Source organism: Donghicola tyrosinivorans (assembly GCF_003003355.1).
Lineage (GTDB): Bacteria > Pseudomonadota > Alphaproteobacteria > Rhodobacterales > Rhodobacteraceae > Donghicola > Donghicola tyrosinivorans.
The window spans coordinates 138,212-154,944 of record NZ_PVTQ01000002.1 but is presented as its reverse complement, the minus strand read 5'-3'; the positions used below and the strand labels follow the sequence as shown (position 1 = coordinate 154,944).

The window sequence follows — 16,733 nt, the reverse complement described above, 5'->3', positions numbered from 1 at the left end:
TCGCGGAGGTTCCATGAGTTTCGCCCATACTCACCTGCTGGGGATCGAACAACTGAACCCGTTCGACATCACGGCTCTGCTTGATCTGGCCGAGTCCTACGTCGAACTGAACCGGAAATCGGTCAAGCATTCCGAGGCCCTGCGGGGCCTGACGCAAATCAATATGTTCTTCGAGAACTCGACCCGCACGCAGGCCAGCTTTGAGCTGGCAGGCAAGCGCCTTGGGGCCGATGTGATGAACATGTCGATGCAGGCCAGCTCGATCAAAAAGGGCGAGACCCTGATCGACACTGCCATGACCCTGAACGCCATGCACCCTGACCTGCTGGTGGTCCGTCACCCCCATTCCGGTGCGGTGGACCTGCTGGCGCAGAAGGTGAACTGTGCGGTGCTGAATGCCGGTGACGGCAAACATGAACACCCCACGCAGGCTCTGCTGGATGCCCTGACCATCCGCCGCGCCAAAGGCCGGCTTCAGCGTCTGAACATCGCGATCTGCGGGGATATCGCCCACAGCCGCGTGGCCCGCTCGAACATCCTGCTTCTGGGCAAGATGGAGAACCGCATCCGCCTGATCGGGCCGCCCACCCTGCTGCCCTCGGCCTTCGCCGAATTCGGGGTCGAGGTCTATCAGGACATGAAAGAGGGTCTTCAGGACGTAGACGTTGTCATGATGCTGCGTCTTCAGAAAGAACGCATGGATGGCGGTTTCATCCCGTCCGAGCGGGAATACTATCACCGCTACGGTCTGGACGCGGAAAAGCTGGCTGTTGCCAAGCCGGACGCCATTGTCATGCACCCTGGCCCGATGAACCGCGGCGTGGAAATCGACGGCGAGATTGCCGACGACATCAACCGCAGCGTCATTCAGGAACAGGTGGAAATGGGCGTTGCCGTCCGCATGGCCGCTATGGACCTGCTAGCCCGCAACCTGCGCGCCAAGCGTGAAACCGGAGTGATGGCGTGAACGCAACGGTCGACATCAAAGCGTTAGAGCCTGATACGGTCCGCGTCTTTGCCCTGTCGCTCAGCGATGCGGAGGCAAAGCCCTACGTTCAGGAAAACGCCCGTGCGACCGAGCTGCTGGGAGTCGACCAGATCGACCCTCAATACGTCGAGATCTTTCCGGTCTCCGATCTGGAAGGGCTGGGTCTGCTTGGCTATCTGACCGAAGGACAAGGCATCCCTGACACTCTGCTGGCCCCCGACCGCAGCCGTCTGGCCGCATTGGATGGCCACGTGATGGTTGTCATGAGCCGTGCCTTTGCTGACCGCGCCGTACAACTGGAATTGGACCCGCGCGTGACGCTGATCGGCTCTTACGCCGAAGAAAAGCCGCCCGTCTCCTTTGAACCCCTTCCCGCCGAGATGGCCAAAGGCGCCCTTACCGGCACCGCAGAGGTCCCGCCCGTGCAACACGGACGCGGCTATAAAATCCTGCTTCTTATTATCGCAATTGTGGTGCTGATCGCCCTGGCCCTCGGGGCCCTGACCTGATCGCCCGAAGACTGACGCACCCGAAAGGACCGGCATGACGACGCTGCTCACCAACGCCCGCCTGATCGACCCCGAAGCGGGCACCGAAACCCGTGGCTGGCTGGCCTATGACGGCGGCACCATTCTGGCCACCGGCGCCGAAGGCAAAACCCCCGCGCCCCGCGTGGACCAGACCTTTGACTGCGACGGCCTTTGCCTTGCGCCCGGCATCGTGGACATGGGCGTCAAGGTCTGTGAGCCCGGTGAACGGCACAAGGAAAGCTTCCGCTCGGCGGGTCTCGCGGCTGCGGCAGGCGGTGTGACAACCATCGTCACACGCCCTGACACCAACCCCTCGATTGACACCCCCGAAACGCTGGAATTCGTCACCCGCCGCGCCCGCGAGGTGACGCCTGTCCGCATGCACTCGATGGCGGCGCTGACCAAAGGCCGCCGCGGCGAGGAAATGACCGAGATCGGCTTTCTGCAAGACGCAGGCGCTGTGGCCTTCACCGACTGTGATCATGTGCTGACCAACACCAAGGTCTTCAGCCGCGCCCTGACCTATGCGCGCAGCCTGAACGCTCTGGTGATCGCACACCCGCAAGAACCGGGCCTGTCGAAAGGTGCCTGTATCAGCGCGGGCAAATTCGCCACCCTGCGCGGCCTGCCGTCGGTCAGCCCCATGGCCGAGCGGATGGGCCTTGATCGCGACATCGCTCTGGTCGAGATGACCGGCGCCAAGTACCACGCCGACCAGATCACCACCGCCCGCGCCCTGCCCGCTCTGGAACGGGCCAAGGCCAACGGTCTGGACATCACCGCAGGGATCTCGATCCACCACCTGACGCTGAACGTGCTGGATGTGGCCGACTACCGGACCTTCTTCAAACTGACCCCGCCTTTGCGGGACGAGACCGACCGTCTGGCGGTGATCGAGGCGGTGAAATCCGGTCTGATCGACATCATCTGCTCGATGCACACGCCGCAGGACGAAGAAAGCAAACGCCTGCCCTTCGAAGAGGCTGCCTCGGGCGCGGTTGGTCTGGAGACCTTGCTGCCTGCCGCCCTGCGCCTTTATCATGCGGGCCATCTAGATCTGCCGCAGCTGTTCCGCGCCATGTCACTGAACCCCGCCAAGCGCCTTGGCCTGCCCGGTGGCCGCCTCAGCGCCGGAGCCCCCGCCGATCTGGTGGTCTTTGACCCCGACGCGCCCTTCGTCATGGACCGTTTCCGCCTGAACTCGAAATCCAAGAACACCCCCTTCGATGGCGCGCGTCTGGAAGGCCGCATCCGCGCCACACTTGTCGGCGGTGACTTTGTATACGGAGCGCTCTGATGCTACCCGAGATCACAAACCCCACCAGCCTCTTGCTGATCGCCGCCGTTGCTGGCTACCTTCTGGGTTCGGTCCCTTTCGGCGTTCTGATTTCCAAAGCCATGGGCCTTGGAGACCTGCGCAAGATCGGCTCAGGCAACATCGGCGCAACCAACGTCCTGCGCACCGGCAACAAAAAAGCCGCCGCTGCGACGCTTATTCTGGACGGTGGCAAAGGGGCCGTTGCCGTTCTGCTGGCCCGTGCATTTTTCGGCGAGGATGCGGCGCAGATCGCGGGTCTTACCTCATTCTTCGGTCACTGTTTCCCCGTATGGCTTGGCTTCAAGGGCGGCAAAGGGGTTGCGACTTTCCTTGGTCTGATGCTGGCGCTTTACTGGCCCGTGGGCATCGCCTGCTGCCTGACATGGCTGGCTATTGCGAAGACCCTGAGAATTTCGTCCCTCTCGGCTCTCGTGGCCGCAGCGGCAAGCCCGCTCTGGGCCTACGCTCTTGGAGCACCCGAAATCGCAGCCCTCGCAGCAGCACTGGCCGCTTTGATCTTTGTGCGCCATCACCAAAACATCTCGCGCCTACTGAGCGGGACTGAACCCAAGATCGGGCAAAAATAAAGCGCCGCTCACATAAACGGCGCCTCACTTTGTTGATGGCTTCGGATTTGAGTATTTAAGCAATAAGGAAGCCTAATTTCCTTATTGTCCAAATACTCAAATCCTACCACATCCAAAATCTCAGTAACTGTAGTCTGCGTATATACGTGCCAAATCGCCGTTCCAATCGCCCGTGTAGCGCGCGAGCAACTCGTCGGCGGGGACTTGGCCGGTTTCGATGCTTTCCTTCAGCGCATTAAGGAAGTGGGTCTCGTCGGGGACAAGGCCACCGGCGCCGGGCTTGGCGCGGGCTTTCAGGCCCTGATCTGCGATTTCGACCACTTGGCGGGCAAGGTCATGCATCCGGATGTCATCCACTTGCGCCTGCAGGCCCTGTTCCGATGCGGCGATGCGCAGAGCGTCGCGCTGTGCCGACGTCCAGTCCTTGCACAGGTCCCAAGCCGCATCGAGCGAGGACTGATCATACATCAGCCCTACCCAAAGCGCAGGCAGGGCGCATAGACGGCGCCACGGGCCGCCATCGGCGCCGCGCATTTCGATGAATTTCTTCACGCGGGCTTCGGGGAAGATCGTTGTCAGGTGATCGGCCCAATCGCTGAGAGTCGGCTTTTCACCGGGCAGTGCGGGCAATTCGCCCTTTAGAAAATCGCGGAAGCTCTGGCCCAGAGCATTGATGTATTTGCCATCGCGGTAGACGAAATACATCGGCACATCGAGCGCGTATTGCACCCATGCCTCAAAGCCGAAGCCTTCGTCGAACACAAAAGGCAGCATGCCGGTGCGGCGGCTGTCCAGATCGCGCCAGACGCGGCTGCGCCAGCTTTTATGGCCATTCACTTCGCCATCAAAGAAGGGCGAGTTCGCAAAGAGGGCCGTTGCGACCGGTTGCAGCGCCAGTGCCACGCGCATTTTCTGGACCATATCCGCCTCGGACCCGAAGTCGAGGTTCACCTGCACAGTGCAGGTCCGGTACATCATGGATTTGCCCATGGTCCCGACCTTGTCCATATAGTCGGTCATCAGGCGATAGCGGCCTTTGGGCATCTGGGGCATGTCCTCATAGCTCCAGATCGGAGCCGCGCCGAGGCCGATAAAGCCCACGCCAACCTCATCGGCGATATCTTTCACATCAGCCAGATGCTGGTTCACCTCATCACAGGTCTGGTGGATCGTCTCCAGCGGCGCGCCCGACAGTTCAAGCTGGCCGCCCGGCTCAAGGCTGACGTTCGCACCATCCTTGGTCAGACCGATCAGCTTGTCCCCTTCCAGCACCGGATCCCAGCCGTGGCGATCACGCAGGCCCTCCAGCATCGCCAGAATCGAACGCTGTCCCTCATAGGGCAGCGGCTTCAGCGTATCCTTGCAGTAGCCGAATTTTTCATGCTCGGTCCCGATGCGCCAGTCTTCGCGGGGCTTGCACCCAGATGCAAGATATTCGGCCAGCTGGCTTTCGTTTTCGATTAGGCCGCCGCCGCTTTGAGGGATGGACATCCGGGATCTCCGCTTATTCCGTCGTGAGTGAAACACCTGTGCCGATTTGACAGTCTGTGTCAATGCAGCCGCAAGTGGTCCTTGCGCCAAATTGTAACAGGGTCATGTGCGCCAGAGCGCAACTCATCAATCATGCGTGTGGTGTTGATTCCGGGCAGCCGCGAAAAGATGTCAAAAAGGGCGTCCGCCCCTTCGGCAGTGACCGGAATTTCTACAGTATCCATCTTGGTCTGATACATCCGCCACACCGCAGGAGAGCGGCTTGGGTCCAGTTCCAGACGATAAAGTTCGGTCAAAGCGACAACGCCGCCGCTATCGGGGCCGTAATAGACCACTTGGCCCTCAAGATGTTCGACCACACCGGGGCCGCCGCGTCCTTGGGAAAACCGCATCTTCTGCAAGGCCGCCAACGCCAGCGCGATGCCCGCCACCAAAAGCGCCGCACCGATCCACGGGATAAAACCAAAGCCGGTCACCAACCACCGCAGACCTAAAGCTGCCACCACAAGCGAGGCGATGACGCCGCGCCAACGCATCAGGGCTTCTTTTACCTCTGGCCGGATCATCGGTGCACCTTTCCGCAAGCATCAAGAGCGGCTTGCTCTTTCCCCAAGATAACCCTGCATTCTGGTTTTCCAACCCGCCGAGCGACAGGAAAAGCGGGAAAGGCGTCAGTCTTCCTGCGCCGGTACCGGATCGCGCAAATACATCTGGATACGCTTTTTCACAGCCTTACGGCCTTCATCGTTAAAGTTGTCACGCATCAGACGCTGCGCCATTGCGATCCCGATATAGAAGCGGATCACCGCCATATCTTCACCGACAGAGGGCGGCAGTCCCGAAAGAAAGGCCATCGCCATATCCGCATCCAGTCCCCAAAGCAGACGATCCGCAGGCGGGCGGTTCAGGTCCTTGGCCACCAGAAAACGGCAGGCGACACGAGCCAGCGGCAAACGCGGCACGCCTTGAATATCGTATGCGGTCAGACAGTTGCCGTCGTCGCTGGCGTTCACGGGGGCATAGTCACCGTGCGAATAGCTCCAGACCAGGGGATGACCTTTCAGCGGCTCGCGCTGCTTGCGCAATTCACGCAACAGGCGTTTGGCCAACCGGTGCATGTCTTGATCGTGGTATTCCTCGAACAGGGCTTTCACCTCTTGGATCGGTTTGCCAGGAGCCATCCGGCGCACCTCCAAGTCATCCCCTGCGCAAACGGTCAACCAATTCGCACAGCGCCGCATCAGCGCGTGCTGATCCACGCTTTCCACCCCTAAGAGGCGGTTCACCGGTGTACCTGCGGCCTGTGTCATCACCAGAATGCCCGCCTTGGGCGCAGTGGCCACGACCGAGACCATAGCCGCATCGGCAGTTTTCAGGCGCTTTTCGAAAAAGTTCAGCGCCTCGGCGGCTTTCCTGACCAGCTTTCCCGCGTCAGGGCCGCGAAACAGTTTAAAGACCACCAGATCGGCGTCAAAATCCCCAAGGGCTACCAGCGTTTCGGGCGAATCCTTCAGGATTGCGCGGATTTTGCAGTGTCCGGACATGCCTGCGCGGGCAAGGGCCTCGTCAAAACCGGCAATCAGGTCCAACTCAAGTGCAGGGTCCAGCCACTCTTCCATCGCTCACCAATCGCCAAGATGTTCTTGCCACAAAGTCATTGCCGCCACTGCCGCCGTGTCCGCCCGCAGGATGCGTGGCCCAAGGCTGACAACACGGGCCTGAGGCAGAGCCCCCAAACGGGTGCGTTCGGCCTCAGAAAAACCGCCTTCGGGGCCGATCAGGATCGCCCAAGGGCCACGGGTTGCGCCGGTCAGACCCAGCGCCTCGCCCATGCGGGCCTCATCGCAGAACATCAGCTGCCGGTCTTCGGGCCAATCGGCCAGCAGGCGATCCAGCTTTTGCAGATCGCAGACTTCGGGCACGAAGGTACCGCCGCATTGCTCGGCTGCTTCCAGAGCGTGGGCTTGCAGACGGTCCTGCCGAATGCGCTCTGAGTTCGTGAAATCGGTTTGCACGGGCATGATCCGCGCCGCGCCCATTTCCGTTGCCTTTTCGACGATAAAATCGGTCCGCGCCTTTTTTATCGGGGCGAACATCAGCCACAAATCGGGCGGCAGTTGCAGGGGACGCGTTTGCTCAAGGCAGGTCAGCAAACCGCCGCGCTTACCGGCCTCGGTCACCTCGGCCAGAAATTCCCCGTTCTTACCATCGAAAAGCAACACGTGCTGCCCCACAGACAGGCGCATCACCCCAAAGAGGTAATGAGCTTGCTCGCGTTCCAAGGGAATGGTTTGCCCCTGCCCCAAGGGGTGATCTACATAGAGGCGTATTTTGGCGTTCGTCGACATGGAGACACCTTATGCCCGCAAAGAACAATGCACCAGAGGCCACGGGCCAGGTTGCCGATTCGGTTGGCAATTGGGTGGACAGGCTGGCGCCGCGATTTGCACAGCCCTATCTGCGCCTTAGCCGAGCCGACCGTCCAGCGGGAACGTGGCTGCTGCTGTTGCCATGTCTTTGGTCGGCGCTGCTGGCCTCGCTTAGTCAGGACCGCTTTGGACCCGATGTGATCTGGGTAATGGTGGTCTGCGCGATTGGTGCGTTCTTGATGCGCGGCGCAGGCTGCACGTGGAACGACATCACTGACCGCAAGTTCGATGCCGAGGTCGCCCGCACCAAGTCGCGCCCCATCCCTTCGGGGCAGGTCACGGTGAAACAAGCGGCCGTCTGGATGGCTGTTCAGGCGCTAATCGCCTTTGGCCTGCTGCTGACCCTGCATCCGCTGGCGATCATGCTAGGGGTGATGTCGCTGGCCCCCGTGGCGGTCTATCCCTTTGCCAAGCGATTCACCTGGTGGCCACAGATCTTTCTGGGCATCGCATTCAACTGGGGTGCGCTGCTGGCATGGGCGGCTGTCACCGGAGATATCGGCTGGCCTGCGTTCCTGCTGTATCTGTCGGGCATGGCTTGGACGCTGTTCTATGACACCATCTACGCCCATCAGGACACCGAGGATGACGCCCTGATCGGGGTGAAATCCACAGCCCGCCTCTTTGGTGAAAACAGTCCCCGCTGGTTGCGCCTGTTCATGCTGATCAGCGTTATTCTTATGGCCGCGTCTGTCCTTTTCGCCCTGCCGAACGCCAATGTTTTGACCCTTGCGCTGGCCATCGGTGCCCCTTGGGCCGCTGCGTGGCATATGATCTGGCAACTGCGCAAACTGGACATCAACGACCCCGACATCTGCCTGTTCCTGTTCCGCGCCAATCGGGACACCGGACTGTTGCCTGTGCTGTTTTTCGCCGTCGCACTTTTCACTTGATTGATCCCGCGCCCGCAAGGCCATAGACCTTCGGGCACATCTTCAGGACGGAAGGAAGGTCCATGCGGCTTAGTTCTTTAGTGATTACTCTGGCGATTCTCTGCACAGCCGGCGTTCTTTGCTTTTTCGGAGCCTCTCTGGCCGCCACGAAGATTGAGGAATATTCCGAAACCGGCGTTGCGATGGCCCTCAGCGATGCGGGGCAGGACTGGGTCGAGGTTGAGGCCGACGGCCTGCAAGTGCGCCTGTTCGGCACCGCCCCCAGCGAGGCCCGCCGTTTTTCTGCGATCAATGCCGCTGCCAAGATTGTGGATGGTGCCCGCGTCATCGACCGGATGGAAGTGCTAAAGCCCCATGAGATCACCGCGCCGCGCTTTTCGATCGAGGTGCTGCGCAACGATTCCGGCACCACGCTGATTGGCCTGATTCCCGAAGAGATGGATCGCGAAGACCTGCTGAAAGAGGTTGAGCGGATCACCAAAGGCTCGGTCACCGACCTGCTGCAAACCGCCGACTATGATGCCCCTGCCCTGTGGCAACCAGCTGTCGATTACGCCATCGATGCGCTTGGCTCTGTGCCGCGTTCGAAAATCTCGATTGCGGCCGATCATGTGCTGGTCAAGGCGATCTCGGACAGTGCCGCCGAAAAGCGCCGTCTGGAAACCGAACTGCTGCGCGATGTTCCCTCTGGCCTTCAGGTCGAGCTGGATATCACCGCGCCCCGTCCCGTAATCACTCCCTTCACCTTGCGGTTTGTGAAGGATGCCGAAGGCGCACGCTTTGACGCCTGCGCCGCCGACACCAGCGAATCCCGTGACCGCATTCTGAAGGCGGCCGAAGCCGCGGGCGTGACCGCAGGTTCGCTATGTACGGTTGGTCTGGGTTCGCCTTCGATCCAATGGGCCGCAGCTGCCGAACGGATGATCCGTGGCTTGAACGAAATCGGCACCGGCACGTTTACCATCTCGGACGCGGACATCAGCCTGATCGCCGATGCAGACACGGATGCGGCCACCTTTGATCGCGTGGTGGGCCGTCTGGAAAACAGCCTGCCCGAGGCTTTCACCCTGCACGCCACCCGCGTTGAGACCGAAGAGACAACAGGCGGCCCGATCGAATTCACCGCCGCGCTGGACGAAGAAGGCAAGCTGCTGATCCAAGGCCGCATCACCGATGAGCTTAGCCGCAAGACCACCGAAAGCTACGCCCGCGCCCGATTTGGTGCCGAGGCTGTGGATATGCAGGCCCGTCTGGACGCGGAAACACCCGCTGGCTGGTCCCTGCGCGTTCTGGCGGGGATCGAGGCCCTGTCCCGCCTGCACGACGGCACTGTGACCGTCACCCCCGAAAAGATTACCGTGGCAGGCAACACCGGCTTTGAAAGCGCCCGCGCCGACGTCGCCCGTATCCTGTCGGAAAAACTGGGTGAAGGTGCGGAATTTGCGATCCGCGTCCGCTATGTCGAGGAACTGGACCCGCTGAAGAACATCCCGACGCCTGACGAATGCATCTCCGACATCCGCGCCTTGAACAGCGCGAATAAGATCACCTTCGATCCGGGTTCCAGCAACATCTCGGCCGCGTCGCAGGACACGATGGAGAAGATTGTCGAGTTGCTGACCGATTGCCCCCCCTTCCCGCTTGAGATCGCCGGATACACCGACAGTCAGGGCCGCGAGACCATGAACCAGCAGCTGTCCGAACAGCGCGCCCAATCGGTTCTGAACTATCTGATGTCGCACCGCGTTCGTGTGGCGGACTTTGTGGCCATCGGCTTTGGCGAGGCAAACCCCATCGCCGACAATGGCACCGAAGAAGGCCGCGAGGCGAACCGCCGGATCGAATTCCGCCTGCACACTGCCGAAACCGCGCTAGAAGCGGAAGAAGCACTTGAAACCGACGACACAAGCAGCGCAGAAGAAGACGCAGCCCCGCAGACCGAGGACGAGCCGACCGATGAACAGAACTGAGTTTATTGTTGCCACCGCTATTATTCTGTTCGTGGCCTATATGATCGGCTGGTTCTCTCATTGGCTGGTGCACCGCTTTACCCGTGTCTCCAAGGACGATGTCAGCGAGTTGGAACGTCTGGCCCGCGAACTGCACGAGGCAGAAGAAACCCGCGATCAGGCAATCACTTACCTGCAACAGCGCGAGGCTGACCTGACCAACCAATTGGCACAGGCCGAGGCGGAACTGTCCGCTGCTATGGACGGCTTGCGCGACGCCCGTCAGGAAACCGAAGAACTGCGCCAGTACATCCGGAACCAGAAACGGTAAGCGGAACGGAAAGCCGTCACAGTTCTCAGCGGCAGTGTCTGACGCGCCGTAAACATGGACTTTGCGTGCGCCTGAAGGTAGCGCCTGACAAACTTTTGCTCAGGATCAAGATGACGGCCGCGACATATCCAAGCCCTGTCCAATCTCATCGTCATGCCGATATCGCGGTTCATGCGGTCGGGCTGCTTGCGATCCTTTTGGCCGGCGGAATACTAGTTTCTAAAGCAATCCACGATCTCGAAACCAAGCTGGTTGTGGCGGTTGTGGTATATGTGCTTTGCGCGCTGGCATCTAATCTAGCTTCTTGTGCATATCACTTTCTGACGTTGCACCACCGGCGCACGCTATTGCGACGCATCGACCACGCTGCAATCTATCCCAGCATTGCAGGGACGTTCACGCCCTTCTTTGTATTGGCGGGCACGACGTGGACCATGGCCTTGCTATGGGTGTGCTGGGGGCTGACAGCCTTGGCCGTCTGGAACAAGATCACCAACGAAACGGTCAAGTCGCGCTGGTCTACGGCATCCTACCTCGGGTTAGGTGCCATCGGGCTGGGTGCCCTGCCTGACCTCACAAATGTCTCTGTCACGGCGCTGTGGTGCATTCTGGCGGGATCAGCAGCTTACGTCGTCGGGACAGTGTTTTACGCTAGAAAATCGATGCCGTTCCGGTATGCGATATGGCACACATGGGTCAACATTGGCGGAGCGCTGATGTTTGCGGGCGTCTGGATCGCACTCTCTACACAATGGTAGTTGCTGGTTTCCCCGCCAACTTGTGGAACATCGCAGCCCAATAAAATGGGGCGCCTTATGCGCCCCTAATCCTGTTCCCATTGTTTGAGGGCGTCTTCGTCCTCTTGCTTTGAGGCAACCCAGTCGGCCCCGTCCGCAGTCACTTCTTTCTTCCAGAAAGGCGCGCGAGACTTGAGGTAGTCCATCAGGAAATCCGCCGCCGCGAAGGCATCTTTCCGATGCGGGCTGGCAGTGGCGACCATCATGATCTGATCACCGGGGGCCATCTGGCCAAAGCGGTGAATGACCAGCACATCCCCAAGGTTCCAGCGCGACATGGCCTCTTCTGCGATCTTGGTCAGGGCGCGTTCAGTCATCCCGGGGTAATGTTCGATCAGCATATGGCGCAAAGGCGCTTCGGGCAGATCGCGGACGATGCCGCTAAAGCTGACCACAGCGCCCATATCCACTTTGCCCGCCTGAAACGCGTTCAGCTCGGCGCCCGCATCAAAGGCGGCTTCTTGCACGGAAATCCGCATGGGCTCAGCCCCCCGTCATCGGCGGAAAGAACGCCACCTCGCGGGCATTGGAGATAGCGGCGTCAAAGTCGGTCAGGTCCTGATCCACGGCGACACGCAGGGCGTCCAGATCGCTAAAGGCCACCTCATAGCGCTCTTCACGGGCGCTTAGTTCCTTGACCAGTTCGGCCACGGTGGTTGCCTCGGTCTCGATGGTTTCGCGCGGAATACCGATCCGCTCGCGCACCCAAGCGAAATACATCACGTCCAGTTTCATGCCCCCTCCTTCAGGTAGGGCATTGCCTTGCGGAAATAGTCCAGACCGGTGATCAGCGTCAAAGCCGCCGCCAGCCACAGCAAGGCAATACCCGCGTAGCCCGACCAGACCATACCCTGATACATAGAGACAAGCCCGCCGTGATCGTTTTCCGCACCGGACAGCACGGCCTCGACCATTGCCGGATCCATGCCCCAGCTGCCCGCAATGAAATAGTGCTGGAAGATACCTTGGGCAAACAGCACGGAAATCGCCACCATCTGCACGGTGGTTTTCCACTTGGCCAGATTGGTCACCTTGAGCGTTCCGGCGGTGTCGCCAAGGAACTCCCGCAGGCCCGAGACAAAGACTTCGCGGAACATGATCAGCACCGACGGCAGCAGAATCCAGCCCGCCACCTGAGAGCTGTTGACCAGCACCAGCAAAGCCACACTGACCATCGCCTTATCGGCGATCGGGTCCAGCATTGCGCCCATCTTGCTGACCTGTTTCCACGCACGCGCCAGATAGCCGTCGAACCAGTCGGTCACCGAGGCGCCGACAAACAGCGCCAAAGCAAACCAGTCCGCGTAAGGCCGCGTGAAATACAGGAACATCACCCCCAGCGCCGGAGCAGCCAGTAGGCGAAGTACAGTCAAAATATTGGGCACAGTCCACATCATAGAGGTTGTTTAGCCATGTTTTGCGGGCAGGAAAAGCTGTCTCAGCATGGCTTGCGCGACCTATTTCTCATGGAAATGGTCGTAGATCGCCTCGGCCAGTGCATCCGAGATACCTTCCACCGCTTTCAGGTCCGCCAGATTGGCACGGCTGACCGCTTTGGCGCTGCCGAAATGGGCCAGCAAAGCGCGTTTGCGGGTCGCTCCCACGCCCGCGACATCGTCCAGAGGATTGGCTGACATAGACTTGGCCCGCTTGGCGCGGTGGGTGCCGATGGCAAAGCGGTGCGCCTCATCACGCAGACGCTGCACGAAATACAGCACCGGATCATTGTGACGCAGAGCAAAGGGACGCTCGCCAAAGCGGTGGAACTCTTCCTTGCCGTGGTCGCGGTCCACGCCCTTGGCGACGCCCACCATCGCCACGTCTTCAGCGCCCTGTTCAACCAGAATTTCATGGACAGCACTGACCTGCCCTGCACCGCCGTCGATCAGCAGCAAATCGGGCCACAGCCCTTTGGTCCGGTCGGGATCTTCTTTTTGCAGGCGTTGCAGGCGGCGGGTCAGAACCTCTTTCATCATGCCAAAGTCATCGCCCGGCGTCAGGTCTTCGCCGCGGATGTTGAACTTGCGATAATGGTTCTTCATGAAGCCTTCCGGCCCCGCCACGATCATGCCGCCCACGGCGTTGGTGCCTTGGATGTGACTGTTGTCGTAGACCTCGATCCGTTCGGGCGGGCCGTCCAGTTGGAAGGCCTCGGCCAGACCGCGCAGCAGCTTGGCTTGCGTCGCGCTTTCGGACATCCGGCGGGCCAGACTTTCCCGCGCGTTGCGCAAGGCCCCTTCCACCAGTTCGGCCTTCTCACCACGCTGGGGCACGATGATCTCGACCTTGCGGCCAGCCTTTTCAGAAAGGGCCTCACACATCAGGTCATCATCTTCGATCCCATGGGACAAGATCACCTGACGCGCCGGTTCCTTCTGGTCATAGAACTGCCCAAGGAAGGCTTGCAGCACCTCGGCCTCGGACACCTCTTCGCTACCCACACGCGGGTAGAAGTCACGGTTGCCCCAGTTCTGGTTCGCGCGAATAAAGAAGACCTGCACGCAGGCCTGCCCTTTTTCCATATGCAGCGCGATCACGTCGGCCTCGGTCACGGTGCGGGGGTTGATGCCCTGCGCAGTCTGCACCTGTGTCAGTGCACGGATACGGTCACGCAAGGCAGCGGCGCGCTCGAACTCCATCGCTTCGGCTGCCTCGGACATCTGGGCGGCCAGTTCTTCCTGAACCTTGGTGCTGCGCCCCGACAGGAAGCGTTCAGCGTCCGAGACCAGCGCGGCGTATTCCGCCTCAGAGACTTTGCCCACACAAGGCGCCGCGCAGCGTTTGATCTGGTACAGCAGACAAGGCCGCGTACGGGACTGGAACACGGCATCCGTGCAATTGCGCAGCAAGAACACCTTTTGCAGCTGGTTCAACGTCCGGTTTACCGCCCCCGCGCTGGCAAAAGGACCGTAATAGGCGCCCTTCTCGGTCTTTTTACCACGGTGCTTTTTGATCTGCGGAAAGGCGTGGTTCTTGGTTACCACGATATTGGGAAATGACTTATCGTCCCGCAACAATACGTTGTAGCGAGGTTTAAGCTGTTTTATCAGGTTCTGCTCTAGCAGCAGCGCCTCTGTCTCTGTCCGCGTGGTCAGAAACATCATGCTGGCGGTCTCGGAAATCATCCGCGCGATGCGCCCGCTATGCCCCGAAGGGCGGGCGTAATTCGATACCCTCGCCCGCAGATTCCGCGCTTTTCCCACGTAGAGCACACGGCTTTCCGAGTCCAACATGCGATAAACGCCCGGCGAAGCGTCGAGCGTTTTCAGATAATCCTGAATTACAGAATGGCCTAATACGGGCTCTGGCGCGTCAGTCATGGTTCCGTCCGTTGATTCCCCCCGTCGCTGCAATGAACAATCGGGTACTTCAAGGGTAAAGGTTTCCACTGTTTCTGTGGATAACTCAGTGGGCAAACTTTGAGTATCGTGGAATTTTCCTTGTTTTATTACCACTTCGTGAAGATGCCTAATTTTTAGGCACTAAATTAAGCCCTTGATTTTAATAACAACTTTTATGAACCTTTCGCAAAACCCTGATTTACATGGTGTTTTTACGACAGTCCCGTGACACGCTTAACGAAGGTGCAAAACTATGGTTTCAATTCATATCCGAAGGGCTATTCGGTACCCATAACGTCAGGTGTCTGCCAAGCCAGATGTTGGCCCCCGTCTACGCAGAGAATCTGACCAGTCACCGCCTTGGCGTGTAAAAAATACAAAAGTGCAGCAGCAATATCATTAGGGTCAGCCCCTCTTTCGAGTATCGTTTTGGAACGCTGTTGCGAAAACTGCTGTTCGCTCTGACGTCCACCGCGCAAAGTGGGGCCTGGCCCGATCCCATTGACCCGAACCTTCGGCCCCAACGCCTGAGCCGCCGTCTGGGTGAATGCCCAGAGGCCCATTTTTGCAATCGTGTAGGACATAAATTCGGGGGTCAGCTTATGGACCCTTTGGTCAATCATATTTACAACCATAGATTGCGCTATTGGCTCACCGTTCGAATCCCGCAATGGATCGGGTGCCTGTTCTGCAAAACTTTGGGTCAGCACGAAGGGAGCACGCAAGTTGCTTTCCATATGGCGGTCCCAACTGTTCCGCGTGGCGGTCTCAATCGTGTCATGCTCAAAGATCGAAGCGTTATTCACAAGACAGGTCAAAGGCTGCGCCAGCGCGGCGCTGGCGCGCTGTACAAGGGTCTGGGTCTGCGTCTCATCCAGAAGGTCCGCCTGCACTGTCTCAGCCTTACGGCCCATCGCGCGGATCATTGCGGCCACCTCTTCGGCGGCCTCATGGCTTGAGGCGTAGTGCACAGCCACATCGTATCCATTCCGAGCCAACGTCAACGCCATCTCACGGCCCAAACGCTTGCCTGCTCCGGTTACCAATGCTGCTGTCATTTCCGTCCTCTTAGCTGATCACCGCCACAACATAGGCGACATATAGGCCGCTGAACACAAAGCCCCAGAGCCGCGTGATATTCCACTTGAGAAACACGAAAGGCACAAGCAGCAGCGACGCCGCCAGCATCACCCACAGATCAAAGGTCAAAAACTCGGACGCAACCTCGATCGGGTGGATCAGAGAGGCGACACCGATGATCGCAAGCAGGTTAAAGAAGTTCGAGCCGATCACGTTGCCCAAGGCCACATCGGTCTGCTTACGCAGCGCCGCCATAAAGGTCGTCGCCAGTTCCGGCAGGGATGTCCCAACCGCCACCAAAGTCAGACCGATAACCGTGTCGGAAACCCCATAGTCTTTGGCGATGATCTGCGCGTTATCCACCAGAATATCGGCCCCCAGCGGCAGGCCCACCAAACCCAGCACCAGATAGATACCCACACGCCATCCGGGCATCGAGTCATCTGCGCCTTCCAGCTCTTCCAGAACCTCTGCCTCGGCTGCTGCGCCATTCTTGTGGGCCATCACATCGCGAATAGCCGAGCCAAGGATCAGCGCCAGACCAGCCAGCAGGATCAGACCGCTGATCCAGTTGAAGGTGCCCATGAACGCCAGCCCGATGAACAGCACCGTCGCCGCCAGCATCTGAAGATAGCTTTTGCGGGTGTCACATTCCGCAGTGTGCATCGCGGCAATGATTGCGGGTATACCCAGCACCAGCAGCACGTTCGCTGTGTTCGAGCCAACCACATTCCCCAGCGCGATACCCGGCACGTTCTCAAGCGCGGCTTTGATAGAAATCAGCAACTCCGGCGCCGAGGTCCCAAAGGCCACCACCGTCAAGCTGACGATCATCGCCGGAATCCCCAGACGCAGCGCCAGATTCACAGCACCTTTCACAAGCGAATCTCCGGCCAGAATGAGGATCACCAGGCCGAGTGCCGCCATTAACCATTCCATAGGAATTTAACCCTTTCTGCGAGAACAGGCGCAGGGCCCGCTTCCGATCTTGTAGCGCCC

The 16,733-nt window shown here is 59.6% G+C and carries 18 protein-coding genes; 8 read left to right on the top strand and 10 right to left on the bottom strand.

What is annotated here, in order from left to right; translation table 11 throughout:
- Positions 1–13 precede the first annotated feature (13 nt).
- The 4 genes from CLV74_RS03250 to plsY are packed head-to-tail and all read left to right on the top strand — an operon-like array spanning position 14 to position 3,423.
- Complete coding sequence (locus CLV74_RS03250; protein ID WP_106262786.1) at positions 14–967, top strand: aspartate carbamoyltransferase catalytic subunit; 954 nt, start codon at positions 14–16, stop codon at positions 965–967.
- The gene (locus tag CLV74_RS03245; RefSeq protein ID WP_106262785.1) at positions 964–1,497 is read left to right on the top strand and encodes a hypothetical protein; all 534 of its coding nucleotides are present in this window, start codon (positions 964–966) and stop codon (positions 1,495–1,497) included. The genes CLV74_RS03250 and CLV74_RS03245 overlap by 4 nt, the downstream gene beginning before the upstream one ends.
- Positions 1,498–1,531: 34 nt before the next feature.
- Positions 1,532–2,815, top strand: a complete 1,284-nt coding sequence (pyrC, locus tag CLV74_RS03240) for a dihydroorotase (RefSeq protein WP_106262784.1) — start codon at positions 1,532–1,534, stop codon at positions 2,813–2,815.
- On the top strand, positions 2,815–3,423 hold the full coding sequence (gene plsY / locus CLV74_RS03235) for a glycerol-3-phosphate 1-O-acyltransferase PlsY (RefSeq protein ID WP_106262783.1): 609 nt from the start codon (positions 2,815–2,817) through the stop codon (positions 3,421–3,423). Before pyrC ends, plsY begins: the two co-directional genes overlap by 1 nt.
- A gap of 120 nt (positions 3,424–3,543) precedes the next feature.
- On the opposite strand, the gene CLV74_RS03230 is transcribed toward plsY, so the two are convergent.
- The 4 genes from CLV74_RS03230 to CLV74_RS03215 all read right to left on the bottom strand — a co-directional run bounded on the left by CLV74_RS03230 (position 3,544) and on the right by CLV74_RS03215 (position 7,262).
- Complete coding sequence (locus tag CLV74_RS03230; protein WP_106262782.1) at positions 3,544–4,914, bottom strand: glutamate--cysteine ligase; 1,371 nt, start codon at positions 4,912–4,914, stop codon at positions 3,544–3,546.
- A gap of 59 nt (positions 4,915–4,973) precedes the next feature.
- Positions 4,974–5,480: a hypothetical protein gene (locus CLV74_RS03225; protein WP_106262781.1), complete on the bottom strand. Its 507-nt coding sequence runs from the start codon at positions 5,478–5,480 to the stop codon at positions 4,974–4,976.
- 105 nt (positions 5,481–5,585) lie between these two features.
- Complete coding sequence (locus CLV74_RS03220; RefSeq protein WP_106262780.1) at positions 5,586–6,533, bottom strand: hypothetical protein; 948 nt, start codon at positions 6,531–6,533, stop codon at positions 5,586–5,588.
- Positions 6,534–6,536: 3 nt separating this feature from the next.
- Positions 6,537–7,262 carry a 16S rRNA (uracil(1498)-N(3))-methyltransferase gene (locus CLV74_RS03215; protein WP_106262779.1) on the bottom strand — a complete coding sequence of 242 codons (726 nt, stop codon included), beginning with the start codon at positions 7,260–7,262 and terminating at the stop codon, positions 6,537–6,539.
- Between the two features lie 11 nt (positions 7,263–7,273).
- On the opposite strand from CLV74_RS03215, the gene ubiA reads away from it, so the two are divergent.
- The 4 genes from ubiA (at position 7,274) to trhA (ending at position 11,274) form a co-directional block, all read left to right on the top strand.
- Complete coding sequence (ubiA, locus tag CLV74_RS03210; protein ID WP_106262778.1) at positions 7,274–8,236, top strand: 4-hydroxybenzoate octaprenyltransferase; 963 nt, start codon at positions 7,274–7,276, stop codon at positions 8,234–8,236.
- A 62-nt stretch (positions 8,237–8,298) separates the two neighbouring features.
- Positions 8,299–10,206, top strand: a complete 1,908-nt coding sequence (locus CLV74_RS03205) for an OmpA family protein (RefSeq protein WP_106262777.1) — start codon at positions 8,299–8,301, stop codon at positions 10,204–10,206.
- Complete coding sequence (locus tag CLV74_RS03200) at positions 10,193–10,516, top strand: hypothetical protein (protein ID WP_106262776.1); 324 nt, start codon at positions 10,193–10,195, stop codon at positions 10,514–10,516. Before CLV74_RS03205 ends, CLV74_RS03200 begins: the two co-directional genes overlap by 14 nt.
- A 110-nt stretch (positions 10,517–10,626) precedes the next feature.
- Positions 10,627–11,274, top strand: coding sequence for a PAQR family membrane homeostasis protein TrhA (trhA, locus tag CLV74_RS03195; protein WP_106262775.1), 648 nt, complete (start codon positions 10,627–10,629; stop codon positions 11,272–11,274).
- Between the two features lie 65 nt (positions 11,275–11,339).
- Here trhA and CLV74_RS03190 read toward each other — a convergent pair whose 3' ends face one another.
- From CLV74_RS03190 to CLV74_RS03165, 6 genes are all read right to left on the bottom strand, one after another.
- Positions 11,340–11,792, bottom strand: coding sequence for a molybdenum cofactor biosynthesis protein MoaE (locus CLV74_RS03190; RefSeq protein WP_106262774.1), 453 nt, complete (start codon positions 11,790–11,792; stop codon positions 11,340–11,342).
- A 4-nt stretch (positions 11,793–11,796) separates the two neighbouring features.
- Complete coding sequence (gene moaD / locus CLV74_RS03185) at positions 11,797–12,048, bottom strand: molybdopterin converting factor subunit 1 (RefSeq protein ID WP_106262773.1); 252 nt, start codon at positions 12,046–12,048, stop codon at positions 11,797–11,799.
- Positions 12,045–12,710 (bottom strand): CDP-diacylglycerol--glycerol-3-phosphate 3-phosphatidyltransferase, encoded by a 666-nt coding sequence (pgsA, locus tag CLV74_RS03180; protein WP_106262772.1) that lies wholly within the window; start codon positions 12,708–12,710, stop codon positions 12,045–12,047. The genes moaD and pgsA overlap by 4 nt, the downstream gene beginning before the upstream one ends.
- 60 nt (positions 12,711–12,770) lie before the next feature.
- Entirely contained in the window at positions 12,771–14,633 is a 1,863-nt protein-coding gene (gene uvrC / locus CLV74_RS03175) for an excinuclease ABC subunit UvrC (protein ID WP_106262771.1), read from the bottom strand.
- Between the two features lie 299 nt (positions 14,634–14,932).
- A complete protein-coding gene (locus tag CLV74_RS03170; RefSeq protein WP_106262770.1) occupies positions 14,933–15,712 on the bottom strand; it encodes an SDR family oxidoreductase in 780 nt (259 codons plus the stop codon).
- A 10-nt stretch (positions 15,713–15,722) separates the two neighbouring features.
- Positions 15,723–16,661 carry a calcium/sodium antiporter gene (locus CLV74_RS03165; protein ID WP_245888443.1) on the bottom strand — a complete coding sequence of 313 codons (939 nt, stop codon included), beginning with the start codon at positions 16,659–16,661 and terminating at the stop codon, positions 15,723–15,725.
- Between the last annotated feature and the right edge of the window lie 72 nt (positions 16,662–16,733).

Bases quoted from the DNA above. Each gene is read 5' to 3' on its own strand.
- CLV74_RS03250 (WP_106262786.1), top strand. From the start codon at position 14: ATGAGTTTCGCCCATACTCACCTGCTGGGGATCGAACAACTGAACCCG.
- pyrC (WP_106262784.1), top strand. From the start codon at position 1,532: ATGACGACGCTGCTCACCAACGCCCGCCTGATCGACCCCGAAGCGGGC.
- plsY (WP_106262783.1), top strand. From the start codon at position 2,815: ATGCTACCCGAGATCACAAACCCCACCAGCCTCTTGCTGATCGCCGCC.
- CLV74_RS03230 (WP_106262782.1), bottom strand. From the start codon at position 4,914: ATGTCCATCCCTCAAAGCGGCGGCGGCCTAATCGAAAACGAAAGCCAG.
- CLV74_RS03225 (WP_106262781.1), bottom strand. From the start codon at position 5,480: ATGATCCGGCCAGAGGTAAAAGAAGCCCTGATGCGTTGGCGCGGCGTC.
- CLV74_RS03220 (WP_106262780.1), bottom strand. From the start codon at position 6,533: ATGGAAGAGTGGCTGGACCCTGCACTTGAGTTGGACCTGATTGCCGGT.
- CLV74_RS03215 (WP_106262779.1), bottom strand. From the start codon at position 7,262: ATGTCGACGAACGCCAAAATACGCCTCTATGTAGATCACCCCTTGGGG.
- ubiA (WP_106262778.1), top strand. From the start codon at position 7,274: ATGCCCGCAAAGAACAATGCACCAGAGGCCACGGGCCAGGTTGCCGAT.
- CLV74_RS03205 (WP_106262777.1), top strand. From the start codon at position 8,299: ATGCGGCTTAGTTCTTTAGTGATTACTCTGGCGATTCTCTGCACAGCC.
- CLV74_RS03200 (WP_106262776.1), top strand. From the start codon at position 10,193: ATGAACAGAACTGAGTTTATTGTTGCCACCGCTATTATTCTGTTCGTG.
- trhA (WP_106262775.1), top strand. From the start codon at position 10,627: ATGACGGCCGCGACATATCCAAGCCCTGTCCAATCTCATCGTCATGCC.
- CLV74_RS03190 (WP_106262774.1), bottom strand. From the start codon at position 11,792: ATGCGGATTTCCGTGCAAGAAGCCGCCTTTGATGCGGGCGCCGAGCTG.
- moaD (WP_106262773.1), bottom strand. From the start codon at position 12,048: ATGAAACTGGACGTGATGTATTTCGCTTGGGTGCGCGAGCGGATCGGT.
- pgsA (WP_106262772.1), bottom strand. From the start codon at position 12,710: ATGATGTGGACTGTGCCCAATATTTTGACTGTACTTCGCCTACTGGCT.
- uvrC (WP_106262771.1), bottom strand. From the start codon at position 14,633: ATGACTGACGCGCCAGAGCCCGTATTAGGCCATTCTGTAATTCAGGAT.
- CLV74_RS03170 (WP_106262770.1), bottom strand. From the start codon at position 15,712: ATGACAGCAGCATTGGTAACCGGAGCAGGCAAGCGTTTGGGCCGTGAG.
- CLV74_RS03165 (WP_245888443.1), bottom strand. From the start codon at position 16,661: ATGGCGGCACTCGGCCTGGTGATCCTCATTCTGGCCGGAGATTCGCTT.